A 22,827-nucleotide genomic window follows, 5' to 3' on the forward strand; every position below is an offset into this window, starting at 1 on the left:
ATCAACCGCCTCAAACGCCACCGCGGGGTGGCCACCCGCTATGACAAACTCGCCGCCCGCTACGAAGCCATCATCCACATCGCCGCCATCAACGAATGGCTCTGACCCACTTCGATACAGGCCCTAGATGAAGCCCGTCGCATCTCCAGGAACGAGACCAACAAGTCCGCGTACGAGGCGTGGGACAGGCTTACGGCAGACCAGCGTCGTTCCCTGCTTCAGCGGATTCACGTGCTCGACGCGGCGCCTGACATCGACGAGACAACCGAGCGCCTCCAGCGCCTGCTGGGTCTCGCCGTGGGCCACGAACACGCGAAGGTCTTTCTGGAGCGCCTGGACGGGTGGTTCTTCCGCAGGGTCGTCGCCCAGTTGCGCGACCCTGCGTCGGGACCGGTGACCGGCTTGGAGTTCGACGTGGTGTTCAGCGACCGCCGCAATGGCTTCGGCCCGGACAGCCTGCCCATCGACGACGACCTGCCTGAGACGGGCGGCGCGGACCCCGCCGGCGGAGAACAGGTCTACGTCCGGCAACTGCGCCTCGTGAATGTCGGCGACAGCAGGATCCAGCAGGCGGTCAGCGACTACCTGCGGGCGTTCACCCAGCGGTCGAGGTGGGTCAACGACAACCTGCTCCGGCCGGGTGAGCTGGGCAAGTACGAGAAGCGTCTCGTCGAGGAGTGGTCAAGCCGCTTCGAGGAGATGCGCGAGGAGTTGGGGCAAGAGGCCGCGGAGGAGGCCAAGGTTCACGAGGCCCGCGCCATCTACCGGTGGGTCGATCACCATGCCCGGTTCCCCATCCGGCCGGGATGCGACGAACCGTTCGTCACCAAGGGCTCGTACCAGATCCTCGCTGACGAGCGGCGGGTCGGCTGGCACCCCGAGTTCCGGGAGCGCCTTATGGCGCTGCTCGGGTCGGTGTCGAGCAAATGAGCAGCCCTGTCGAGTGGAGCAGGGAAGAGCGGGCGCTGTACAACCCGGCCTTCACCGCCCTGGTCTGCGCCCGCGTCGTCCAAGGCCACCTGGACGCGCACGAACGCCCCGGTCCGCTGCCCCTCGTGGTCGCCTCCGCTGTCATGGCGTTGCAACCTGCGGTCCGGGACCTGCTGCCGAACGCCAACGCCAACATGGCCCAGTGGGCGGAAAACAACGGGACCATCAAAGTTCATATGTCCGCCAACGCCCCCGGACTTCTCACCGTGGTGCGACCCGGACTGCTGTTCGCACTGCAGACCCGGGTCCTCGTTCTGGATGGGGCCGCACTCACCCTGCGCGACAGGGCCATCCCGAAGGGGATCCGGAACCGGTCAGCCGAAGCCGCCGCGGTCCAGAAGGCCGCCCACATGCTCGGTCGGTGGCTGCCCACCGGCGGACCCACCGCCACCGTCCTCACCCTGCTTGGAGTACGACCGTGACCTGGCAGCTCAAGTCCCTGACCCTCTACGGCAAGCAGCCCGGTCAGGTGCGCAGCCTGGAGTTCAACCTCGGCGAACTCAACATCGTCACTGGCGACTCCCTCACGGGCAAGACCTCCATCTGGGATGTCACCAACTACTGCATGGCCAGCAGCGGCGACAGCTACCCCATCAGCGCGGGCAAGCTGCGCGAGTACGTCGACGTTTTCGCGGTGCAGATTGTCCGCGGCGACCGCCAGCTGTTCGTGGCCCGCCCGGCAGCGCGCGGAACCACCCCATCCCCCCGGCTCTGCCTGGTCTTCCAGCAGCCAGGAGATCTCCCGCTGGCTGCAGAGCAGATGCAGTTCACTTTCACCATCGAGGCCGCGCGCGGCCTGCTCGCCGAGTTCACGGGCATCGACCTCTCAATCCGCCTGCCAACCACCCGGGGCAACACCATGGCTCCGTCCATCCGCCATGCCCTGTACTTCTGCATTCAAGCCCAAAACGTGGTGGCGAATCCTGACCACCTGTTCCACTCGCAGGGGGAGGATCATGGCCCCAGGACGATCCGCGACATCTTCCCCTACTTCATCGGGGCTGTGGATCCCGAACAGGCCGTGCAACGTGCACAGCTGCAACGGATGAAGTCCGAACTGCGGAACCATGAACGAGATCTCAACCAGCAGGAATCCGCAGCGCCCGCGTCCGGACAGGCCCGCGCCCTGGTCAGGGAAGCAGTCGAGACCTCGCTGCTCGACCCTCTGAGCACCGACGAACTCACGCTGGACGACGCGCTCGCGCTGCTCGGCACCGCCGCCTCTGCACCTCTGCCCGGTCTGCCTGAGATCCCCGAGGACGAAGACGATCCCCTGGCCACCCTCTCGCAGGAGCGGGATCGACTGCGCATCACCTTCCAGCAGACGCGCGCCCGGCTCGCTGAACTCAGAAGCGCACTCCGCGACCGCAGCGAGTTCCTGACGCAAGCGCTCGATCACCGCGAACGCTTGACTTCTTTGTCACTGCTCAAAGTCAGCCCTGACACCTCTGTGGAAGCATGCCCGGTCTGCAACAGCGAAGTGACCGCCCCGAGCGCCGTCGCGACCGCACTGCGGACAGACCTGGAGGAGCTCAACGCCAACGTCGTCCACGTCAGCGACGACACCCCGCAGATCCAGGCCCTCATCGACGAGCAAGAAGAATTGCTCCGCGAGCACCGCCGCGCACTCGGCGCCAACCACGACGAGCGCAACGCACTCGAGGCCGGCATGCGCGAGGCCGCACGGTACCGCGATACCACGCTACGCGCCGCCGCCGTCCGCGGGCGCATCAGCCTGTTCCTGGAAAACGCCGCACGTTACACAGCCGCCCCCCGCATCCGCGACCAGCGCGAAGAGATGCGCGCGGCCATCGAGGAACTGGAGGACGCCCTCGGCCACGACGTGCAGGCCGACCGGGTCAACAGCAGCCTGTCACTGATCAACCAGAAGATCACCGCGAAGGCCCGCGCACTCGTCCTCGAGCACTCGGACGCCCCCATCCGGTTCGACCTGCGCCACCTCACCGTCGTGGCCGACACCGACGACGGACCAGTCCCCCTCAAGGAGATCGGCGGCGGGCAGAACTGGCTGGGCTACCACCTGGCCGCGTTCTTGAGCCTGCACGAGTGGTTCATCGACCATGATCGGCCAGTGCCGCAGCTGCTCGTTCTCGACCAGCCTTCCCAGGTCTACTTCCCCGCCGACTACAAAGGAACAGACCTACAGCCAGCCGAGGAGTCCGACCGGACAGCTCTCCTGCGCGTGTACCAAGCCATCGCCAACACCATCACCACCGCGGATGGCAAGCTCCAGGTCATCGCCATGGAACACGCAGACCTGGAGCAACCGGTCTTCGCATCTGCGGTGATCCGACGGTGGCGTGACGGTCAAGGCGCCCTGGTCCCGGCGGAGTGGATCACCGCAGGCTGACGCCAGGCCAGCCGGTCGCGGTGAGATCACCGGTCGAAGGCCTGCCGGGTAGAGATTCGGCTGATCACCAGGGGTTGATGGGCGCACCGGTGCCGTCAGCTCGACGAACACAGGACCGAACCGCGGGGTCGCCAAGAGCGCGCCCGTGCTCTGTGCCCAGGCGGCGGGCACTACCTCAATGCCCAAGCAGGCCTGCATCGGCTGAAGACCATCGATCGACTGCCAAGCGAGCGGTTCGTGGATGGCTTCGTGCTCGAAGGGCAGGACCAAGCCGCCGGATACCCGGATCTGAATCCAGTCCTCGGCAGCGTCGGTGATCGGTGGACGACTCTCCTTCCGCTCGCTGTTGTCGCTGTCGATACCCACGCCACACGACGTTCCCGCGGTCACCGCCGGCTATTACCAGCGGCGGCGTACCTGACTGGATACGGACGGCCGCTGTCAAGGCCTGCGCTCGAGTGGTGAGCGTGACGACGGCGGCCTGCTGCGATGACCGTCATGGCCCAACACCGCCCCGACGGTGCGAGGCGGTCATCGCGGCAGGCCGCCGTCCGTCCCCGAGAACCCCATCCCGAGTAGTGGAGACATACCCAGACGAGGAGGCGGCTCAATCGTCCGAGGCGCCTTTTCGCCAGAAAGGCGGATGCGCCTCGAACTGAGGCACAGCGTCGTCGTCGTATCGCTCGGCGGTGCAACCGTGAGAGTCCCGTCTCGGACGTTCGGGCTACTCCTGAGCGGGTCGACGGCCGCGGAGCCGATCCGGTCGTGATGGGATGCCGTGGCTTCGGCGGTAGATCGTGTCGCACGCGTCGCACTGCCGAGGGATGCGCTGACTTCGCCGTTCGTTCAACGGCATGAACACCGGCGTGTCGGTGACACCGCACAGGGTGGTGATCGCTTCTGCTGGTTCGAGCGCTCCCGCAAGGCGATGCCACTCCCCGTCGATGACCGGGCGAACGGTCTGCATGTCGAGGTAGATCAGCGCGGCCATCGTGGTGCATCGCATGACTTGTTCGGCTGGTATTCGTTGCATGCAAAGGATTTCCGTTCTAGAGCCTCGAACGTCGACCGGTAGCCCTGGACTGTGTCGGGCTCGCTGATGAAGATGAGGTTGTCTTGGTGCTGCAACGCGACGGTGAAGGTTTTGCCGGTGCCCTCGTAGATCGTGAAGGAGTCGGTTGTTTTCGCAGCGCTCGAAGCGACGATCTTGACTACCAGGCCGGGACCGTTGGACGCCGCCCGAAGCGCTTGTAGCTGCGGACCGGTTGCCGGTTTCAGGGCCGCGGCACCCAGTAGTACGGTGCGTTGGGCGGTCCAGCCCTGGCCGAGCTGCCGGACCTGGTGTTCGAAGACCGCCTGATCGAGGTCGTCGGGCGCCACCACGTGCTCCCGCGCCATCGCCTGGATGTACTCCGGCGTCTGGAGCGGTTCCGGGACTACGTGCGGTGCCCATTCGAAGATGCGGACCGCGAGCTCCTCCAGGGTTCGCCGCTGACTGGTCGGGCTCGCGTCCAGGGCCTCGATGGAAATCGGGTCCTCGAGCTGCCGCCGGAGCCGCATGACGCGGTTGTACTCCGCCGAGTCCACCTGGAGAAATCCGAGGACGTGTGCCACGTCCTCGATCGCCGGCGCGCGTTTTCCAGTTTCCCACAGGGACAATGCCTGAGCCGAGACTCCGAGCTTGTGTGCCAGCTGGCGCAGCCCCAGCCCTTCTGCGGTTCGGGCCTTCCGCAGTGAGGCACTCAAGGCGAGCAGGGCCGGAAGGTAGCAGCTTGCTTTGGTCATGCGCATTCTCGTTCCAGGTCACGGGCTGCCGGGATGATCCCGGCGGCGATGTCGTCGCCGTGGGAGCGGAGCAGATCGGGGAGGTCGCCGATCACGTCGGCGAGGTCGTAGTGCTCGTCCGGAGTCGCGGTGCCGTCTCGCAGTTGGATGGCCACCACGGAAATCCGCAGCTGAGCCGCTTCGAGAGCGTCGACGAGCTTCTGGGTGTCACGGGTCATGCGAACTCCGCGCGTGACAGTCGGTCTGTCCTTATCGGAGAGTCGGCGCAACCCGGCGAGAACTCTGCAGAGGTGGGCATACTCCGGGTGCTCCGCAAAGGACAAATCGGTTTCGGACGGCCAGGTGATCGTGGTTGGCGCCACGGTGCTTCACCACCTCGGGAAAGTTCATTTCGGCACATCGTCGGACCAACTCATCACCTGGAGCAGGACATCTTCGGGTAGGCCGTCGACCGGTCCTCGCAACGGGAGTGCTCCATGTTTTCCCCAGTCGCCCAGGGCAAAACGGGCCCCGATGGCGCGCACCGAGGCCTTCCGCACTTCGATACGCACGACGTCATGGTGGGCATCGGTCGTCCGGTGGCCGACCATCGTCGTGGGCTCCGCGGAACCGGCGGGAGCGCTGCGCCACTCCCAGCCGCGGCGGCGGGACTCGTCGATGGCCGCGCTGGACCGCTCCCAGGCAAGAACAGCTTCGTCCCAGCGATCAGAGCCGGTCATTGAGCCTCCGGGGTTTGGGCCGTCGCCGGCGTCGCCACCACGAGATGCGACGCGGTTTGCTGCGGCACGACGTTCGATCGGCGACAAGGCGTCCGCGGCAGGCCGAGCACGCGCAGCGCGGAGGAGCGATCATCGGCGCAGCGGAGAACTGGGCGCCGCAGATCCCGCGGTACGAGCCGGAGGCTCGTATCCCGTCGACGAAAGCAGCTTCGGTGACGAGGTGGTTGATGCCGGTCGACGCTTCGGTGACCCACAGCAGGCGTGGGGGAGCCGGGTGTCTCGTAGGTGCGGTAGCCATCGTGAAATCTCCGCGGTCAAGCTGGACGAAAGGAACGGTGAACACCCGGCCGGTGCGCTGTGTCGGGGCAAGCGCACCGACCGGGCTGATCAGGGGCGGCTGTCAGCTCGCCGCTGGCGCGGACTCGCGAGCGTTCATCTCCGGTCTCCCGGCAGATCGAGGACGAGCATCGTCTGGGCGTGGCTGACCAGCTCGGCCATCGCTTGCCGAGGCAGGAAGGCGGGCGGTCCGTCGGTGCCGACCCGGACGGCGCGGACAAGTCCGTCGGTCGTGTCGATCAGGCCCAATGTGACCTGCGTCGCCGAGCCGGCCGGAGTTCGTGCGGGGACGATCAGCGGTGTTCCACTCCAGCGGTGCCCTCGCATGTGCGCCCTCCCGTTAGGCTGTCAGGGCCATGAGCTGGGCGCTGACACTGCTACCGAATGTTGGTAGCAAGTGTCAGCGCTGGTAGCGTGGCTGCGCAATGACCTAATCGGGTGACCTCTGCGGTCCGCTTCACCTGCACTAGCATGTGCTGCATGGCTGGTAGCACCGCGAGGCGCCGATGAACCTCGGCGACGCCCTGAAAGAGGCGCGCGAGTCGCGTGGAGTTTCGCTGCGGAAGCTGGCCGTGCTCATCGGTCGCAAGGAGTCGGATTCCGGGCTGATCTCGCGCTGGGAAACCGGCGAGCGCACCCCGAAGCCGGACGACGTGGCGTCGATCGTCGAAGCGCTCGGTCTCGGCGACGACGCCGGCGCCGAGTTGATGGCGCTGGTCACCAATGCCGGCCAAAGCGGGCGTTGGCATGCCGTGACGGTGGCCGAGCGGCGGCAGCAGATGAACGCGCTGCTCGCCGCGGAGCGGACGGCGACGACCGTCACGCACCTGGCTCCGCTGCTGATCCCCGGCGTCCTCCAGACCAGCGCGGTCATCCGCGCAATGATGGAGGAAGGCGACGTACCGGCCGACGAGATCGACGAGCGAGTCGCGATCCGGATCGGGCGACGCGACCTCATTACTCGAAGTGCTCCGGCGACCCTTGATGTGCTGCTTGGCGAGGCGGCGATCCGGCACGTGATCGGAGGCCGGGAGGTTTGGGCAGAGCAGCTGACGTACCTCTCGGAGATGATCGATCTGCCCAACGTCAAGGTGCAGATCATCCCGTTCGAAGCCGGATGGACGCCGCTGCTGGCTGGCTCGTTCATCCTGTTCGATTCGGCTCAGGCGCCGTCGATCGTCAGTCTTGAGCTGCATCGCGGCGGGCTGATGCTTTACGCCGAGGAGGACATCGCGGTGCATCGGCAGAAGGCCAAGGCAGCGCGCAGTAAGGCGATGAGCGTGGAGAAGAGTCTCGAACTCATTGCGAAGGTGAAGAGCGAGCTGTTGGAGATGAAACGATGACGAACTCGACCGGTTGGTTCAAGTCGAGCTGGAGCACCGAAACGCAGGACTGCGTTGAGGTTCGTCTCGGTGACGATGTCGGCGTGCGCGACTCGAAGGCGCCGTCCGATGGGCAGCTGTCAGTCGATCAGGCTGCTTGGGGCGCGTTCCTGGAGCGTCTCACGAAAGCCTGACCACGCGCCGTTTCATCGAACGCGTGTTCTAGCTGCGTGGTAGGTTCACGCCGTTCGAGGTCGCGGTCCCGGGAGGTCGAAGTGGCGTGGTTGCTGAGGGAGCGAGTCACCGGCTGCGAGTGGCGCATCGGCGACAGCGACCTCGCTTGGGACGCCGGCGGCTACGACACCGCCAGGTTCGAGCTCCATGTCCTCGATGAGGATGTCACCGGGGCGCCGGACGGCCTCCCCGTCCACCGCCGGACGTCGGTGGCCTGCTCGTCGTAAAGCCTGCTCGGCGGCCCTGACGGTCACCGGTGGCGAGCGAGCTGCCCCGTTCCTACGATGATCACCTCGGGTGAGGCGATCGCGGGGCGGGTGCCGGATGACGGGGATGCTTCGTCTGGCCCTCGGGCTGGCCGTGGGCCTGGCGCTCACGCCGGTGACCGTGCGCCTGCTGCGCCGGTCGATGAACTCCGAGCTGTCGGTTGGATGGGTCGCAGAGGTGGTCGTGGTCGTCGCGGCCGCGGGAGCGGTCGTGGCGCTCTGGGCACCGGTCGCCATGGCCTTCGGCGCAGCATTCGCCTTACTGGGTGTCCCGGCCGCGGCTGTCGACGCCGTCGAACACCGCATCCCGGACTTGCTCAGCCTCCCGCTGTGCGGCGTCAACGTCGTCGCCGCAATTGTTGCCTCGATCGCGAGCGATGATGTCGGGGGTGGCCTGCGCACTCTCGTCGGCGGCGCGTTGTGGGGTGCCGCATTGCTGCTGTCCTACCTGATCACCGGTCAGCCGGGACCCGGTGACGTCAAACTCGCCCCGAGCGTCGGGATTCTGCTGGGCTGGTTCGGCTGGTCCTGGCTCTTGGGCGGCTTCCTCGCGATGTACGTCCTCACCGCGGTGGCAGGGTTGATCGGCGTGCTGCTCCGGAGGTACTCGTTCCGGGAGGGGCAGGTGCCGATGGGGCCGTCCATGGTCGTCGTCGCCTTCGTGTGCGGCACGCTGGCCCAGTTCTCATCAGGCTGAGCGGCGGGCCCCTTCGGCGTCCTGGCTCCGGCGGTGCCGCGCTTGGTCGACGATGTCCGCGTGCTCGCTCACCCAGTCGGCCAGCGGCTGCATGGCTTCGAGCGCTTCCCGCGTCGCCGGCGCCAGCGAGTAGACGACCGACGGCGGGAAGACGCCCGCCTCCTGGTCCCGGACGATCAAGCGGTCGGCCGTCATCGTTTTCAGAGTCCGCGTCAGGACGCTGGCGTGCAGCACCCGCGGCCGCCCGGACCAGCTGTTCGCCGCCGCGGCGTCGTTGAGCGAGCCGACCATGTCGAGCAGTTCGGTGTAGTGCTTCGGGCCGCTCTTCAGCGCCAGCAGGATCGCTGTCATCCAATCGCCGCCGAAAAGCTGCTTGGCGTCGTGCAGTTTGCGCAGGCGCTCGGCGTCCTCGGCGGTGATGGCCTGTGTGCTCGGTCGAGTCATCGTTCCCTCCCCGGTTCGATCACCCCAGGCTGTTGATCTTAAGTTTCCGCAGGTCACGTCTCAACTATCGAACGGGCATTCACCTGATCAGGTCTTAATTTCAGTTAAGACGCCTGGTGAGCGGTACCGTCGAAGGGAACTGAGGAGGGGTGATGGCCGAACGCGGGCGTGACTTCGCGGACAAGCTGAACCACCTGTTCACCGTCACGAAATCGCCGGAGGGCGACGAGTACAGCAACGACTTCGCCGCGGAATCGATCACGGCCGCGGACACGAAGATCTCCGGCACCTACATCTGGCAGCTGCGCAAGCGGAAGCGCGACAACCCCACGATCAAGCACGTGGAGGGGCTGGCGAAGTTCTTCGGAGTGCCGGTCAACTACTTCTTCGACGACGACGTGACTGATCGCGTCAACCAGCAGCTCCGCGAGCTGGCGGCCGAGCAGGAACGCCTCAAGGCGAACGCCGGTGACGAGGAAGCGCAGCGGATCGCGATGCGGGCCGGTGAGCTGACGCCGGATCGCCGTCAACTCGTCATGGATCTGCTCGACGTCGTCTACCGCGACCAGCAGGCAGCGCGGGAGCGAGGGGAGCGGTGAACGAGCGGCTGCTGCGGCGCCGGTGCCGGCGGCTGCTGAACGAGCTGGACATCCGGCCTCCGCTGGACGTCGTCGAGCTGTGCCGGCGCGTCGGTGAACGCCGCGGCAAGCCGATCCGCCTGCTGGCCCACTCCATCCCGGTGCCCGGCCCGTTCGGCGTGTGGATCAGCACGCGCCCGGCGGACTACATCCTGTACCAGCGTGAAACCAGCAAGCCGCACCAGAACCACATCATCTTGCACGAGCTGGGCCACCTGCTGGCCGGCCACGAGAGCGATCCGTGCGACGACGACCTCTTGGCCGAGTTTTACCCGGACATGTCGACGGACAGCCTGCGCCGGCGGTACCCAGATCTCGAGCCGGACGCCGTTCGCCGGGCGCTGCGGCGCACCTCGTACGACACCGACCAGGAGCGCGAGGCCGAAACGACGGCGACGATCATCCTGGAATGGGCGTCGGTCCTGGACCAGGTCGGCGCCGGCGGAAGAGCAAGCGATGCCGCCCAGGAAATGGGAGCCGCGCTCGACGGCCGGTTGGGGTGGTTGTGACGCCCCTGGTCCTCGCCTACGGAATCGCGTCGGCCGCCCTGCTGTTGTGGCTGGCCGGGAGGCTGACGCGGAACCCGGGGAACGCCGCTCTGCGCAGCGTGACGGCGCTCGTGGCGTGCCTCGCTGTCGCCTTTCCGTTCGGCGCCGCGGCTGACAAGGGCGCTCATGCGCTGGGCCTGCCACCGATGATCTCGCGGCTGATCCAGCACGGTCTTCTGCTGGTCGGCGTGTACAGCCTCGTGTGCTTCTTCTTGTTCTCGGCGCGGGAACGGGCGGTCGCTCGGCGACGCGCCGGCTGGTACGCAGCGCTGCTCGTGGTGGCGGAGGGCGTGCTTCTCGTCGCCGCGCTGGCGACCCCGGCGTCCGTGCGGACCAACGACCAGTCGGTGCCCAGCGTGGCTGTCTTCTTCATCGCGGCCGACGTCTTCATGGCACTCGGCTTCGCGACGGCGGCAGTCTGGGCCTGGCAGTACGCGCGTGAGGCCGGCGCGCGGTTGGCTCGAGGACTGCGTATCGCGGCCGTCGGCCTGGTCGCGATCGTCTTGGCGAACTGCGTGTTCGTGCCCGCGATCGTACTGGGGTTGATCTTCCGCGTCGGCGTCGCCGATCGCGCCGGTTCCGCCGGGACGGTCGTGGGTGCGCTCGCCGTCACCGTGCTGCTAATGCCGGGTGTTCTGCTGTTCCTGGCTGGCGTCAGCTACCCGGCCGTGATGACGAGGTTGAGCGCGGTGCGAATCTGGTGGCGCCACCGACGTGGGTATCGGCAGCTCGCGCCTCTCTGGACGGTGCTGCACTCGCAGTTTCCCGATGATGCACTGGACCGAGTGCCGGCGGCGCCGTGGCGGGACGCGCTCCGCCTGCGTGGGACGCATCGGCGGTACTACCGCCGGGTCGTCGAATGCCGCGACGGGTTGGTCCGGATCAGCCCGTACCTGGCGCGGACCGACACCGCCGCTGATCTTCCGAGCCGTCTGCAGCAGGCACTGGCCGCGCACGCCGCCGGTGAAACTGTGCCGGCGAAGGCGGTTCCGGTCGCACTGCCGGAGGGTGACGGACTCGACGCTGACGTTCGCGAGCTGGTGCGGCTGGCCAGGGGCCTCGAGACAAGAGGAGCGGGGATGACTAAGGCGTTGATCATCGGTGGAGGTATCGCGGGGCCGGTCACGGCCATGGCCCTGCAGAAGGCGGGTATCGACTCCGTCGTCTACGAGGCTCATCGGACGGGCGCGGACGACGTCGGCGCGTTCATGACGATCATGAACAACGGCTTCGACGCCCTGCACGCCATCGACGCCGACAAGCCGGTCTTGCAGGCGTCCTTCCCCGCTGACCGCGCGTTCTTCTGGAGCGGCTCGGGCAAGAAGCTCGGCGAAGCACCCATCGGCGGCGGTACGGCAGGCTCGTACGGGCCGCACACCATCAAGCGCTCCGAGCTGTACCGCGTGCTGCACGACGAGGCAGACCGGCGTGGCATCAAGGTCGAGCACGGGACGCGGCTTGATGACGTCGAAACCGATTTCGAGCACGGGGTGGCGGCGATCTTCGAGGACGGCTCCCGCCACGAAGGTGATCTGTTGATCGGTGCCGACGGGATTCACTCGGCGACCCGGGTGCTGATCGACCCGAAGGCACCCGAGCCGCGGTACACCGGGACGGTCGTGTTGTGCGGCTACGCCCGGCACGCGCCGGTCGAGCCGCTGCCCGGGGGGTACCGGATGATCTACGGCAAGCGTGTGTTCTTCGCGTACACGACCGCGCCGGACGGCGAGACGTGGTGGTTTGTGAACATCCCGCGCCCGGAGGTGTCCAAGGCGGAGCTGGCGTCGACGTCGCTGGAGGAGTGGCAGCGACAGGCGATCGCCGTGCTCCGGCGGGACCGGTCGCCGGCGGCGGCGATCGTGGCGGCCTCGGAGCAGATCCGCGCGAACAACGGCTACGACATCGCCTCGGCGCCGCGGTGGCACGCCGGCCCGATGATCGTCATCGGCGACGCCGCCCACGCCGCGGCGCCGAACGCCGGGCACGGGGCGTCGATGGCCATGGAGGACGCCGTGGTCCTGGCCAAGTGCCTGCGTGATCTCCGTGAGCCGGCGGCGGCGTTCCGGGCCTACGAGCAGCTGCGCCGGGAGCGGGTCGAGCGTTTGGTGGCGACCAGCGCGAAGATGGGCGGCACGGCCACGCCGGGGCCGTTCAAGCGGCTCATCCGCGACCTGGCGATCTCGAAGCGGCTCAAGGGCGGCCCGCGCAACACCGCGGCGTGGCTGACTCAGCACCACATCGACTGGGAAGAGCCGGTGCCACACCCGGCCGCCTGAGCACACGACCCGGTGTGGAGCCGGACCAGAAACCCTGGCGTGCAGGAGACCTAGGGTTGCTGGTCACAGTCCGTTCCCTTCTCCAGCCAAAGCCGACTGTCGACTCCACGTGGAGGCTTGACGCGCTCGACCACGACGTCTGTGGCACTGACCACGTGGGCTTGCCCGGTCCGGCAGTCCCAGAAGGCGTAGTTGGTCGGCGATTGATTGATGATGATCAAGAGGTTCGGCGGGTCCGCTGGCTGGGCCGATTTCTGCTCGGCGATGGACAGTGGTTTTCGAGCCGGATCGATTCATCGAACAGTCGCATAGTCGACCGTGAAGCCAGTATCCACCAGCCGTAACGACACCACACCGTAACGCGCCAGGCGACGTCCGCCCTCTGCGACGGACCCGGGGATGGTGAAGCCCAAGGCCGCGATGATCACAAACACGACGACTAAGCCTGACCACCTGCGGAACTTCCATCTCGCGCCTGCGTAGACGAGGGCGAGAAAAAACGACCAGCTCCACAGTTTCCACACGGCGTCGTTCGCCCCTGGGTACGCCTTGGTCAGCGCTGCCGGGTCGAGAAGCGTCTTCGTGTCGACGATGGGCGCGACGACTCCTCGATTGAGTGGCACTATGCCCGCTGTCAGAATAAGCTGGGGCAGCCCCCAAAGCACTAGCAGTGCGACGATGTAAAAGCTGCGACGGCAGCAAAGCCGGCCGTCGGTAAGCGTCAGTGCTCGGTTCGTCGGTCTCAATCTCCGCCGTTGGCACGGGCGGATGTGAATGGGGAGTGACCCGTTCGGATCGCAGTCCGATCCTGTTCGGCCGAGTGAGGATGGTGGCGATGCACTCCCGGACGAGGCGAGTTGGTCGCACTTCTCATCCTGCCGCCGAAAGCCCCGTCCCTCGTTGCAGGCCTTCGCTCGCGTCACCAACGTCGTGACCCGCAACAACTAGTTGTTGACACGAGTGGCTAGCGTCCCACTTGGCCTCGGTAGTCGAAGGGAGCCGCCACTCCGTAGCGCAGCCGCACGAGTCGTTATTCACGTCGTCTGCTCCCCGAGACACCTCGAACCCGAGGAATCGCAACCGGACCCACATCGGATGCGGAGAGTTCTTAACAATCCGCGTGATAACCAGCACCGTTCCCATCGCGATCACCAGTACAGCCACCATAACGTACGGCGACGCTCCCGCGAGTAAACCCCACACCACGACCCCCGTTCCCGGCCGCAGCCGTGACCCGCGTCCCACCGTGTAATCCAGACCCTGAGACGGTATGATTACTGTTCGTCATCCACGTGGCCGCGAAGCCGTTTGCGCAGGTCAAGGGGGTGCAAGTCGGCACATCAAGCGACGTACAGAACGGGAGCCCCAGTGACTAAGCGTCTCCCCGGCCAGCCAAGGCGGTGGGGCCCCTTCACAGGTGGCACTCCCGAGACGCGCGCCTTGGCGCAATTCCTGCGTGAGCTCCTGGAACGGCGCCCCGAACCGCTAGGGGAACTCAGCCGGTACCTGAACATGTCCGCCCAGACGCTGTCGAACCGCGTCAACGCCCGGAAACGACCCGACTGGGACTTCGTGCGGAGCGTTGTGGATCTGGCTTTCGGTGCCCACGACAACGAAAGCCGGCTGTTGAAACGACACGAAGCCGAACAGTTGTGGCACCACGCCAGCCCAGCCAACACAGCTACCCCCTGGCAGCGCAGGGCCGCCTGGCTAGTGCCAGTCAAGGACGGCGCTGGCAGTGCCAGCGATCCTGATACGGACGTTGTACAGGGTGATGTGGAGATCACCGGTTCGGATGTGCCGGTGATGAAGTCGCTTCCAGCTGTGCCGGAGGTGGGCCGCGCCAGGGCGGAGACTGGCGTGTTCGGGGGCTCCGACGCGCTCGTTTCCGGTACGAGCAAGCCGGTTGCGGGGACGGTCGACGGTAACTTCATCGTCCACCAGGTACCCGACAAGACCGCTCCCGCTGCGGACTACGAGACGAATTTTCGCGCTGGAGTAGCCGACCACAACGATCACGTGCAATTGATTGGACTCGGACGCTACGAGCGCATCCAACTTTCCACCGCGTACATCGACCTCGGCGTGGAGCCGACCGGGCAGGTGGGTGTCTTCACCGCGACCACGTCGACGCAACTGCTCGACAAACATCGGCTCGTGCTGCTTGAAGGGGCAGCAGGAACTGGAAAGTCCACCGTTCTGCGCAAGCTAGCTGTTCAGGCGGCACGCGGCGGACTGTTGGGCAGCAAACCTCGGATGCCCTTCCTGCTACGCTTGCGGTCGTTCGTGGTCGACGATGTCCTCGTCCTGCCGAAACCGAACCAATTTGCCGCCGCCACCGCCCCACTCGCTGGGGAGCCACCAGACGGCTGGGAAACCGGTCTGCTGCTGTCAGGGCAGGCAGTGGTGCTGGTCGACGGCATCGATGAGGTACGGGAGCGGCACCGAAGTGACGTCGTGCAGTGGCTCACCGACCTAACGCACTGGTATCCCGAGGCCAGCTTCATCGCAACGTCCCGACCTTCCGCGCTGCGCGACGACTGGCGAAGCATGCTGGTCTGCTCCGGTTTCATTGCCGCCGGGCTGCGGACCATGACTCGCGCGCAGGTCGACCGATTCATAACAGCCTGGTTCGAGGCGCAGGGTGAGCTTGTTCCCGAGGCGGTGTGGGTCGCGATTGCCACTGACTCCCTGCTAGCCCGCCAGTTGACCGCACCGCTATTGGCCGCCTCCTACTGCGCGCTGTTCGGAAGGCACCATCACGACGTGCGCGGCTCGGCTTTTCTCGACCAAGTGCTCGAACTCCTACTCATCCGACGCGACGTGGTCCGTGCTTTCCGCCAGTTGGACTGGCAGGTCCCGGCAGAGGTGTCGCGCGACCTGCTGTGCGAAATCGCGTGGTGGTTGCTAATCAATGGCGAGGAGTCGATCGACCTCAGCACTGCGAAGTCATTCGCCGACTCTGCGAACCACCTGGACTGGGCTGACGCGCAGGATAGGGTGGACGCCGAGAAGTTACTGTGGGAGATCGTGGAGCAGACCGGGCTACTCCAGCAAAATAGTCTAGGTGGGTTCGAGTTGCGGATCCCTGGCACAGGTGATCAGTTGGCTGCTGAGCAAGCAGTGCGGCGAAATCACCTGCGACACCTGGTCAAGCACGCGGATCATGCCGACTACCACAACGTGATCGTGCGCGCCGCCGCTTTGGACCCGAAAGCGGAAGATATGATCACCGCCGGCTTGGCGAAGCGTGCCTCCGAAAGCGGCAGCCGCTACTTCCACCTGCTCGCCGCGGAGTGTGCCGCCACGGCTGGCAAGACTCATGGCCCTGCGATTGACCTCCTGCCCCCTCGAGATTTCTACGAGGCCCGCCAAGTCGCCAACGCGAGCCCCGATGTCCTGACGGCCCTAACGAGGAAGATCCACGCCACCCTGTCCGTCGCGGAGGCCGCAGCCTCAATCCGCGCCTTGGCTCTTGCAGGTAGCAGCGCCTTCGATGCGCTGGCAACTCGGCCCGAGCCGGAGATCCGGGTGGAACTCGTCGCAGCATGGGCGATGGTACCCGAGCCCGCCCGATACGCGAGTAACGTGCTCAGCAAAGTCCTGCTCGATGACCTGTGGGTAGAACCGCCCACAGCTGACCTGACCGGGTCCGTCGCAGAGCTGAAGCTGCGTAAGCTGCGCCTCCCGTCTACCGCTGGCAACTACGACCTCCGGACTTTCGCCCGCTTAGTAGGCGCCACCGTGCGGGAACTTAGTCTGGTCGGAACATTGATCGACGATCTCGGTCCGCTCGACGGCATGCCCCACCTGGAGCGCGTGGAGATCACCGGCCTGAACGCTAACTACGCTCGCGATGGCGTCGAGGTCGTGCGCTAACGCCCATCCGGACATCGGCATGAGCGAGCACGGAGGCGATTCTGCGGCGGATGCGCGCACGTCCCGCGTCCGCCCCTTGAGTCTCGGGGGTGATCGTGGCCGGCGGCGCGTCGCCCACACTCTGTCCCATAGCCTGTTGAAATGGTGTCAAAGGCATGGGCCGTCCAGATCGTGGAGTGGCATCTGGCCGGGTGGCTGGGACGGGGCCAGCCGAGGATGACGATCATGGAATGGATCGCCCGAAGGCCGTGCCGTCGTAGCTCATAGCTAGCGCGCTCGTATCGGTGTTCGTGTGGACGGCACGCTGCGCGATGTCTGGCTATGAGTAACTCCGCGACGCGGATGTCGCACGCAGGGTGACCCCGGCACCCAACTCGATCGAGGACGCTGGGTACTCGATCTCGCGGCGATGTGCATTGCCACCGGCAAGCCGAACTGCTGTCCGCTCGTCAAGCTGATCCGGCGGTGATCGGCGCCAGGCTTCGGCGGGCTTGTGACTGCCGCAGGCGCGAGCTTCACGGCATCCGCTGCGGTGTCGGCGGGACGGCCGTCGGGGCCGCGCAGTTACTTCTTTCGTGTACTAAACCCGTCCGAGTGCAACTGGCCCCCCTGATCTTGCGAGAAATGATCGCTTAGGAAGGGGGCCACATGGCCTGGTACGAAATCATTCCCGCTGCGGTGCTGGTCGCCCTCATCGCCGTCGCAGGTGTGGCTGGTGCATTACGCGACAGAAAGTCGTTGCGTGTCCTGCTTATCGCGGGCGTTCTGCTGCTGGCGTTGGTCGCTGTCTCCAAAGGAGACATTCCGATGTTGGAAGTGATCCTTGATTCGCTCCGGTGAAGGTGTCAGGTCGGTGGCGCAGGCCTTAAGTCGCCGCGGCCTCGATGCTTTGCGGTCTCGGCCGCGGCGTGGAGCGCGACAGCGGGCGGGTCCGTGACACCGGTCGCGGCGTCTTCGCAGGCGACGAGGTCGGTCTCGGGCGTGGCCGGGTTGCCGATCTGGCGTTCGGCGCGGTCACGAACGCGCTGTACGCGGGCGCTTCTTCGGCGGCGGTCGCGGCCTTTCGAGCGGCGACGTATACGGCGAGCGCGTCCAGGTAGACCAGGCCGGCGGGCTCCGACTCTGGGTGAACAACCGACTTACTTCGCAAACGGTTGCGACACTGGACCTGCGGGGGCGTGAAGTTGTCTGAAGTCGAAGGATGACCGATGTCGGCGATGGGCGCTGATGCCGTTGGCCTGCCGCTCGGCCGGGCCGCATGAAGGAGGGCGGCCCCGCCCGATCAGCGTAGCCAGAGCCGCCGTGGCGACTACGCCGTATAACGATTTATTCGCTTGCGACTGCGACATGGCTCGCACGGTCGTTAGCATGTAGATCTCCTCTGACCTGGGCGAGTCTGAGTGGTCTCAAAATCCGTTCTCGAGATTGGCGCACAGGTCATGCGCGATGTGAACACTGCTGTGCCGGCGCGTAACGGCCGCCCACATCGTCACGACTCCCCGGTACGTGAAAGATCTTTCAGGGGAGGAAACTCGGTGACTCACGAGCCCAAGTGGGGTCGGAAGGCCCTGCTGGTCGCCGTGTCAGTGATTCTCGGGGCAGTACTAGGCCGCCTGGTGACGACCCACCCGCGCGCGTCGGCGGAACGGCCGGTGGTGCTGCGAGCGCGGCCCCCTATCGTGGAACGACCGGACGCACAGCCGCGTCCTCCGACAGCGGTCCTCTCCCTCATCCTCGTGCCACCGCTGCTGGCACTCTCCTCTTGGCTGTCGAGCCAAGAACACTTCCTTCTCGCCGAGATCGCCGCGGCTGCCGCCGTGATCAAGCTGGCTATCGAGTTCCGAGGACCGGTCCAGCGGCACGGCCTGGGGACATTCACCGTGCTCGCTTTCCTGGCTGCGATAGCGGCCCCTCTCGACCTGCTGATGATCAAAGCTGGGACCGACCGCAACGCGTTTGATGTCGGCGGGCTACTGCTGCAGTCAGGACTGTTCATCGTTTTCGTCGGCGTACTTGCATGGCTCGCCGCGTCCTGGAAAATGGCCGCTCTCGCCGAGGTTGGGGCGCTATTATTGATCGCGTGGCAGCTAGGTTCCGTATCGTTCAACGGAATCTCGTACTTCACCGCTCCGTTTTCCACGCCAGTGACAGACGACTCGGCCATAGCCGTGTTCACAGCCGACGCCGCTGCCGAGGTGAACCTCGCCGTCAAGTTCTCCCCAGGTGACGGCGTCGGGACGACGCTGCTGACGCTGAATGTAGCTTTGAGCGGCTCCGCTGACCATTGCTGGGGAATAATCCTATCCGGAGGAGCCCGGCTGACCCCTGACGACGGGAGGGACATGGACGGAATCACGCTGACCGCCTCATCCGACGGCCGTCAAGCAATTTTAGCAGCGCAGGATAACCCCGGCTGGTACTACGGCACCATCATAGGATCCGTTCAGAGACGTACTGCCTCGCGATCCGTGGTGTATTTGCCGCCGATCTCTGCTGAGCTGCCCAGTCCTGTTGACAACTCGCCTTGGCCAGGCGCCGCAATCCCTGCCGCACGTCCGAAGTCGCTCAACTTGACCGTCGACTGTGGGAGACTCAACCCGCTGGAGACTGTCACTCAGGCGTCGCCACCGCTGCAAGTTTCGAATGAGCTCGCCTGGCAAGCTCAGAACGAACTCGGACCGATTGTCTACGCAACTCTCGACCAAGGCAAAGAAGATCGCTCGCGCAACGTCCTGTTCGTCGATGCGATCCTGCTCGGCGCCGCTGTTGCCTGCCTTGTAGCCGCCTTGCAGGCTATACTTAAGGCCGCTCACAAGCCGGAATGATGCTTTGTTGCGGTTGGTGAGGACGGTTATATCGTCTGTCGCGATTCGGGATTCGCAATTTGAACGACGAGTACGGGCAGATGTATATCCTGAATACGCTAGTACGTCTCGCAAGCATTGGAGCAGCGCATACCCACGCATGTGAGCACTTCCGGCAGGCTGTCGACTTGTGCCGGAAGGCAGGCCGCAGCTGCGCCGGGGCGGCGAATTTAGTCCGCCTGGGTGACGTCCATGCCGCATTGGAACAACCCGATCGCGGGCGCAAAAATTGGCAGTTAACGGCCCACCTACTGTGTTCCCGAGCTTGCACGGCCGCATGTGCCCAGGTGAATGCGCGGTTGGCGAAAGGGGCGCCTCGCTCCGGTTCCGATCGCTGACCGGTGTTGTTTTAGGCTGCGACTTTCAGGAGGACTGGCGCATGACCCGCTAGAACTTAGCGACGAGGACTGTGGTGCGGCAGCTTATCGGCTTGGTCGCTTCACCTTCCGCAGTCAATCTTCTGCTTCGGGCTGGTCGTTCAGGACCTGCAAAAGCAGGTCCAGCTTGGCCATCGCTTCGGTATGGCCAGTCTCGGCGGCTGCCTGCAACCAATACTTAGATCGGGTTAATTCACCTCGTTTCGCCAGCAGTGCGCCCAGATTGGTCATCGCGTCGGTATCGCCCACCTCGGCGGCTTCCAGGTACCAGCGCTCGGCTTCGGTTGACTCGCCTCGCTCTTCGAGTAGTACGCCCAGTCTGAACATCGCGCCGAAGTAACCTGCGACAGCAGCTTCGCGTAACCTGAATTCAGCTTCGGCTAGTTTGCCTCGCTCTTGCAATAGCGCGCCCAGATTAAATATTGCGTCGGTCACGCCGAGGTCTGCCGCTTGGCTGTACCAGTATTCGGCTTCGGTTGTCTCACCTCGTTCCTCGAGCAGCGTGCCCAGGGTGTACGTTGCTTCGACGATGCCAGCGTTGGCGGCTTTGCTCAGCCAGTGCTTGGCTTCGGTCGACTCGCCTTGTTTGCGCAGTAGCATGCCTAAGTTGTTCATTGCGCCGACATGTTCGGCGTTGGCGGCTTTGCGTAGCCAGTGTTCGGCCTCAGTTTTGTTGCGTTGGCCGAGTAGTGCTCCGAGGTTATTCATGCCTTCGGTGTCGCCTATAGTAGCGGCTTGGCGGTAACAGTGCTCTGCCTTGGTAAGTTCGCCGCGCTTCCTCGACAGCAAGCCCAGGTTATTAATTGCGCCGGTATAGCCCATTTTTGCTGCCTTCTCCCATGCGCGTTCGGCGATGTCGTGCTGATCGTGAAGCACCATGGCCTGGTAACCGACAGACATCAGTTCGCCCTCTGCGGCTTCGTCGACAGCTAATTCCCAAGTGGCAATGGGAATAGCTCTATGGGTGGCTGCAAGTTGTTCTAAGGCGAGGTCATGAACCTGGTAGGTGCCGTTAACAAGTTCTAGAAACGACACGGCCGGGTTTATATTCCGAGTTGCCCACTCTAGTGCGGTGTGGAATTTCTTCTCGTCGCTGAGTTCGGCGCGTCGCCGGCTAGCGAGACGAGCCGCAGCCAACTGTGGCAGCAGCTCAGCGGGAACGAACCGGTTGAGGCCCATGCGTGACCAGTCCGCCGCACCTGCGACTAGGGCGAAACCGAGGGGGTTGGCGAATTCGCCGACGGTGAGCTGGTCGCGGACGTGTTGGGCAGCGCCGACGTATTCGCCGATTCCTATCCTTGCTATCCGTTCACGAACATATTCGTCGGGTACCGCACGGCGCAGATCTGACTCGGCAGGCTGGTCTCGGTCGCGATCGAGCAGCACCAACTCAAAGAGGCGGAGTGCATCCCATTCGGGCGGGCGTAGGTGATCGGTGGGCTGGAACCGGTCCCACTCGTGCGCCCGGAGGGTAGCCACGAGCCAGTTGGATTCGCGCAGGCGATGGATGAGCCCGGCTGTCACGCCGCCAGTGGTAAGGAATCGCTCGAGGTCGTCAAGCCAAATTACCTGTTGATCAAGAATAACGTCGGCCTTGTCAAGGTCGGTGAGCGCGGTCGGGGTGTCTGGCAGCAGCAGCGGCGTGTCGGGAAGAAACTGCTCAACCGCTGCGGCCGCCAACCGAGTCTTGCCCACCATCGACGCTCCCACGATCAATACCGCGCGGCGTGCACGCAGGTGCTCTATTACCTCACGTTCCTTTTCCGGCCTCGGCAGGTAGGGGACGTCGACCACCGAGGTGTGAACGCGCAGGTCGTCCAGGCTCAGTTCGGTCACTGACCTGCCAGTCGTGTGCACGCTGCGGCGGACCACTGCCGCCCCTGCTGTTCGCTGGTCACGCGAGCGTAGCAACAGCGGCGATACCCCGGCTACTACCGCGGCCAGCCCCGCGGCCCCGCCGACGACCCACCATGTGGCGCCCTGCCACTTCTGAGCCAGAGCAAGCCCGCCGGCCACGACCAGCAGAGCAAACGCCATGGTAACCACGGGCCACTGACTCCGTGGCCGAAGCCGACGTCTGCCCACGGCGCCCTCCTTCATCGTTATCGAACCAGTCGCCCAGGAGCAGCTCAGCGTAACGACGCGTGTCGATATTCGGGACGAACTGCACTTGTCCGGCGGATCAGCCAAGTTGCTGGTCGAGAAGTCTGTATTACCGGTGATCCTAGGCGAGGCTGTCCGGGTAAACGGGCCTCGCTGAGGTGACCTGCAGTGGGTTGCCAGCCGATTCTTCCTTGAGGAGGCGCCAGCGCCGAGGCGAGAGCCGCAGCGGTCATCCGAGTCAGGTGACATCGAGGACGTCGACGCGCTCCTGGTCTTCGAACACCAGGTAGGTGACCCTTCTCGCAGGTCCGCTCCGATGGCCGGTGCGATGAATGTATGTGCGCCTGCAGCCAGTGCGTTACATCCACGGTCCGCGACGCCTGCCGTCTTGGTTGCCTCGGGGCCGAGCAGCCTCCTAGCGGACTTCCTGCCGTGTGAACGGGTGAACTCGACATGAGTCCCATGCGTACCCGAAAGTCCGTGTCATGCGCCGTTTGCAGTGCGTGGGAATGCGCCTGTAGACCGGATTCATACCACCACCGTGAATCGTTTTGGAGGCCGGAATGAAGAGTTCGAAATCTCGTCACCTGACGGGCCGTATCGCTGCCACGGGGACGATCGTGATCGCCATGCTCGGTGGCGCGTTGACGCCGGCCGCGGACGCGGCCGTCCACATCGGCCTGAGGGACTCGTGCGGGTATCAGAGCTGGGGCATGTATCGGCATTGCGACGGTGGCACGGGTTCCACAGTGATGCTGGACGTCCAGGATATCTGGGGCAACATCTACCACTACTGCGTCGGGCCGGGCGTGACCGACCTGCAGCCGGTGATCAGATGGCGTGTCACCGGCGCCTGGTGGAACGGTGGCGTTGGCTGTGCTCCCGGTTACTACGGACCAGCGTGAAGCACACATTCGAGTGAATAGGAATGTGTCGCCTTGCTTGCCCGGTTTGATGAACCTGATCAACGGTTCGTCA

Annotated in this window: 22 protein-coding genes; 14 read left to right on the forward strand and 8 right to left on the reverse strand. The window is 65.2% G+C overall.

Translation table 11 applies throughout. The annotated features are described in order from the left end of the window. The first annotated feature begins 231 nt into the window (after nt 1-231). From ACLJPY_RS44685 to ACLJPY_RS44695, 3 genes are read left to right on the forward strand one after another with little or no spacing between them, the layout of a single operon-like run. Nucleotides 232-930, forward strand: coding sequence for an ABC-three component system protein (locus tag ACLJPY_RS44685; RefSeq protein WP_410597065.1), 699 nt, complete (start codon nt 232-234; stop codon nt 928-930). After that, nucleotides 927-1,412: a three component ABC system middle component gene (locus tag ACLJPY_RS44690; RefSeq protein WP_410597066.1), complete on the forward strand. Its 486-nt coding sequence runs from the start codon at nt 927-929 to the stop codon at nt 1,410-1,412. Before ACLJPY_RS44685 ends, ACLJPY_RS44690 begins: the two co-directional genes overlap by 4 nt. Continuing rightward, on the forward strand, nt 1,409-3,361 hold the full coding sequence (locus tag ACLJPY_RS44695) for a DUF3732 domain-containing protein (protein ID WP_410597067.1): 1,953 nt from the start codon (nt 1,409-1,411) through the stop codon (nt 3,359-3,361). The genes ACLJPY_RS44690 and ACLJPY_RS44695 overlap by 4 nt, the downstream gene beginning before the upstream one ends. A 724-nt stretch (nt 3,362-4,085) precedes the next feature. Here ACLJPY_RS44695 and ACLJPY_RS44700 read toward each other — a convergent pair. The 5 genes from ACLJPY_RS44700 to ACLJPY_RS44720 all read right to left on the reverse strand — a co-directional run bounded on the left by ACLJPY_RS44700 (nt 4,086) and on the right by ACLJPY_RS44720 (nt 6,528). After that, a complete protein-coding gene (locus ACLJPY_RS44700) occupies nt 4,086-4,352 on the reverse strand; it encodes a zinc finger protein (RefSeq protein ID WP_410597068.1) in 267 nt (88 codons plus the stop codon). After that, nucleotides 4,340-5,146 (reverse strand): Scr1 family TA system antitoxin-like transcriptional regulator, encoded by an 807-nt coding sequence (locus ACLJPY_RS44705; protein ID WP_410597069.1) that lies wholly within the window; start codon nt 5,144-5,146, stop codon nt 4,340-4,342. The genes ACLJPY_RS44700 and ACLJPY_RS44705 overlap by 13 nt, the downstream gene beginning before the upstream one ends. After that, nucleotides 5,143-5,364 (reverse strand): hypothetical protein, encoded by a 222-nt coding sequence (locus ACLJPY_RS44710; RefSeq protein ID WP_410597070.1) that lies wholly within the window; start codon nt 5,362-5,364, stop codon nt 5,143-5,145. The genes ACLJPY_RS44705 and ACLJPY_RS44710 overlap by 4 nt, the downstream gene beginning before the upstream one ends. Nucleotides 5,365-5,532: 168 nt before the next feature. Beyond that, entirely contained in the window at nt 5,533-5,865 is a 333-nt protein-coding gene (locus ACLJPY_RS44715; protein WP_410597071.1) for a hypothetical protein, read from the reverse strand. 432 nt (nt 5,866-6,297) lie between these two features. Then, on the reverse strand, nt 6,298-6,528 hold the full coding sequence (locus ACLJPY_RS44720; RefSeq protein WP_410597072.1) for a hypothetical protein: 231 nt from the start codon (nt 6,526-6,528) through the stop codon (nt 6,298-6,300). A 179-nt stretch (nt 6,529-6,707) separates the two neighbouring features. Here ACLJPY_RS44720 and ACLJPY_RS44725 point away from each other — a divergent pair, with 179 nt between their 5' ends. The 4 genes from ACLJPY_RS44725 (at nt 6,708) to ACLJPY_RS44740 (ending at nt 8,720) form a co-directional block, all read left to right on the forward strand. Next, a complete protein-coding gene (locus ACLJPY_RS44725) occupies nt 6,708-7,544 on the forward strand; it encodes a helix-turn-helix domain-containing protein (protein WP_410597073.1) in 837 nt (278 codons plus the stop codon). Next, nucleotides 7,541-7,717, forward strand: coding sequence for a DUF397 domain-containing protein (locus ACLJPY_RS44730; RefSeq protein ID WP_308673337.1), 177 nt, complete (start codon nt 7,541-7,543; stop codon nt 7,715-7,717). Before ACLJPY_RS44725 ends, ACLJPY_RS44730 begins: the two co-directional genes overlap by 4 nt. Before the next feature lie 81 nt (nt 7,718-7,798). Next, entirely contained in the window at nt 7,799-7,984 is a 186-nt protein-coding gene (locus ACLJPY_RS44735) for a hypothetical protein (protein WP_410597074.1), read from the forward strand. 97 nt (nt 7,985-8,081) lie between these two features. Next, on the forward strand, nt 8,082-8,720 hold the full coding sequence (locus ACLJPY_RS44740) for a prepilin peptidase (protein WP_410597075.1): 639 nt from the start codon (nt 8,082-8,084) through the stop codon (nt 8,718-8,720). On the opposite strand, the gene ACLJPY_RS44745 is transcribed toward ACLJPY_RS44740, so the two are convergent. Further along, a complete protein-coding gene (locus ACLJPY_RS44745; protein WP_410597076.1) occupies nt 8,712-9,164 on the reverse strand; it encodes a winged helix-turn-helix transcriptional regulator in 453 nt (150 codons plus the stop codon). The genes ACLJPY_RS44740 and ACLJPY_RS44745 overlap by 9 nt on opposite strands. Nucleotides 9,165-9,316: 152 nt before the next feature. Here ACLJPY_RS44745 and ACLJPY_RS44750 point away from each other — a divergent pair, with 152 nt between their 5' ends. From ACLJPY_RS44750 to ACLJPY_RS44760, 3 genes are read left to right on the forward strand one after another with little or no spacing between them, the layout of a single operon-like run. Continuing rightward, the gene (locus ACLJPY_RS44750) at nt 9,317-9,763 is read left to right on the forward strand and encodes an XRE family transcriptional regulator (protein ID WP_410597077.1); all 447 of its coding nucleotides are present in this window, start codon (nt 9,317-9,319) and stop codon (nt 9,761-9,763) included. After that, nucleotides 9,760-10,311 carry a hypothetical protein gene (locus tag ACLJPY_RS44755; RefSeq protein WP_410597078.1) on the forward strand — a complete coding sequence of 184 codons (552 nt, stop codon included), beginning with the start codon at nt 9,760-9,762 and terminating at the stop codon, nt 10,309-10,311. The genes ACLJPY_RS44750 and ACLJPY_RS44755 overlap by 4 nt, the downstream gene beginning before the upstream one ends. Next, complete coding sequence (locus ACLJPY_RS44760) at nt 10,308-12,626, forward strand: MAB_1171c family putative transporter (protein ID WP_410597079.1); 2,319 nt, start codon at nt 10,308-10,310, stop codon at nt 12,624-12,626. Before ACLJPY_RS44755 ends, ACLJPY_RS44760 begins: the two co-directional genes overlap by 4 nt. 293 nt (nt 12,627-12,919) lie before the next feature. Here ACLJPY_RS44760 and ACLJPY_RS44765 read toward each other — a convergent pair whose 3' ends face one another. Further along, nucleotides 12,920-13,249: a hypothetical protein gene (locus ACLJPY_RS44765; RefSeq protein WP_410597080.1), complete on the reverse strand. Its 330-nt coding sequence runs from the start codon at nt 13,247-13,249 to the stop codon at nt 12,920-12,922. 817 nt (nt 13,250-14,066) lie between these two features. Here ACLJPY_RS44765 and ACLJPY_RS44770 point away from each other — a divergent pair. The 3 genes from ACLJPY_RS44770 (at nt 14,067) to ACLJPY_RS44780 (ending at nt 19,330) form a co-directional block, all read left to right on the forward strand. Next, nucleotides 14,067-16,505 carry an NACHT domain-containing protein gene (locus ACLJPY_RS44770; protein ID WP_410597081.1) on the forward strand — a complete coding sequence of 813 codons (2,439 nt, stop codon included), beginning with the start codon at nt 14,067-14,069 and terminating at the stop codon, nt 16,503-16,505. Nucleotides 16,506-17,153: 648 nt separating this feature from the next. After that, nucleotides 17,154-17,345 (forward strand): hypothetical protein, encoded by a 192-nt coding sequence (locus tag ACLJPY_RS44775; RefSeq protein ID WP_410597082.1) that lies wholly within the window; start codon nt 17,154-17,156, stop codon nt 17,343-17,345. Nucleotides 17,346-18,241: 896 nt separating this feature from the next. Further along, nucleotides 18,242-19,330 (forward strand): hypothetical protein, encoded by a 1,089-nt coding sequence (locus tag ACLJPY_RS44780; protein WP_410597083.1) that lies wholly within the window; start codon nt 18,242-18,244, stop codon nt 19,328-19,330. A gap of 491 nt (nt 19,331-19,821) precedes the next feature. Here ACLJPY_RS44780 and ACLJPY_RS44785 read toward each other — a convergent pair whose 3' ends face one another. Continuing rightward, entirely contained in the window at nt 19,822-21,783 is a 1,962-nt protein-coding gene (locus ACLJPY_RS44785; protein ID WP_410597187.1) for a tetratricopeptide repeat protein, read from the reverse strand. Nucleotides 21,784-22,412: 629 nt separating this feature from the next. Between ACLJPY_RS44785 and ACLJPY_RS44790 the strand changes: the two genes are divergently transcribed. Continuing rightward, nucleotides 22,413-22,754: a DUF6355 family natural product biosynthesis protein gene (locus ACLJPY_RS44790; protein ID WP_410597084.1), complete on the forward strand. Its 342-nt coding sequence runs from the start codon at nt 22,413-22,415 to the stop codon at nt 22,752-22,754. Nucleotides 22,755-22,827: the final 73 nt, after the last annotated feature.

Source organism: Amycolatopsis sp. lyj-23, from assembly GCF_046549135.1.
Classification (GTDB): Bacteria; Actinomycetota; Actinomycetes; order Mycobacteriales; family Pseudonocardiaceae; genus Amycolatopsis.

Excerpts from the sequence above, each read along its gene's own strand:
- ACLJPY_RS44690 (WP_410597066.1), top strand. The coding sequence starts at position 927 with ATGAGCAGCCCTGTCGAGTGGAGCAGGGAAGAGCGGGCGCTGTACAAC.
- ACLJPY_RS44700 (WP_410597068.1), bottom strand. The coding sequence starts at position 4,352 with ATGGCCGCGCTGATCTACCTCGACATGCAGACCGTTCGCCCGGTCATC.
- ACLJPY_RS44705 (WP_410597069.1), bottom strand. The coding sequence starts at position 5,146 with ATGACCAAAGCAAGCTGCTACCTTCCGGCCCTGCTCGCCTTGAGTGCC.
- ACLJPY_RS44710 (WP_410597070.1), bottom strand. The coding sequence starts at position 5,364 with ATGACCCGTGACACCCAGAAGCTCGTCGACGCTCTCGAAGCGGCTCAG.
- ACLJPY_RS44715 (WP_410597071.1), bottom strand. The coding sequence starts at position 5,865 with ATGACCGGCTCTGATCGCTGGGACGAAGCTGTTCTTGCCTGGGAGCGG.
- ACLJPY_RS44720 (WP_410597072.1), bottom strand. The coding sequence starts at position 6,528 with ATGCGAGGGCACCGCTGGAGTGGAACACCGCTGATCGTCCCCGCACGA.
- ACLJPY_RS44725 (WP_410597073.1), top strand. The coding sequence starts at position 6,708 with ATGAACCTCGGCGACGCCCTGAAAGAGGCGCGCGAGTCGCGTGGAGTT.
- ACLJPY_RS44730 (WP_308673337.1), top strand. The coding sequence starts at position 7,541 with ATGACGAACTCGACCGGTTGGTTCAAGTCGAGCTGGAGCACCGAAACG.
- ACLJPY_RS44740 (WP_410597075.1), top strand. The coding sequence starts at position 8,082 with ATGACGGGGATGCTTCGTCTGGCCCTCGGGCTGGCCGTGGGCCTGGCG.
- ACLJPY_RS44745 (WP_410597076.1), bottom strand. The coding sequence starts at position 9,164 with ATGACTCGACCGAGCACACAGGCCATCACCGCCGAGGACGCCGAGCGC.
- ACLJPY_RS44750 (WP_410597077.1), top strand. The coding sequence starts at position 9,317 with ATGGCCGAACGCGGGCGTGACTTCGCGGACAAGCTGAACCACCTGTTC.
- ACLJPY_RS44775 (WP_410597082.1), top strand. The coding sequence starts at position 17,154 with ATGGCCTGGTACGAAATCATTCCCGCTGCGGTGCTGGTCGCCCTCATC.
- ACLJPY_RS44785 (WP_410597187.1), bottom strand. The coding sequence starts at position 21,783 with ATGGCGTTTGCTCTGCTGGTCGTGGCCGGCGGGCTTGCTCTGGCTCAG.
- ACLJPY_RS44790 (WP_410597084.1), top strand. The coding sequence starts at position 22,413 with ATGAAGAGTTCGAAATCTCGTCACCTGACGGGCCGTATCGCTGCCACG.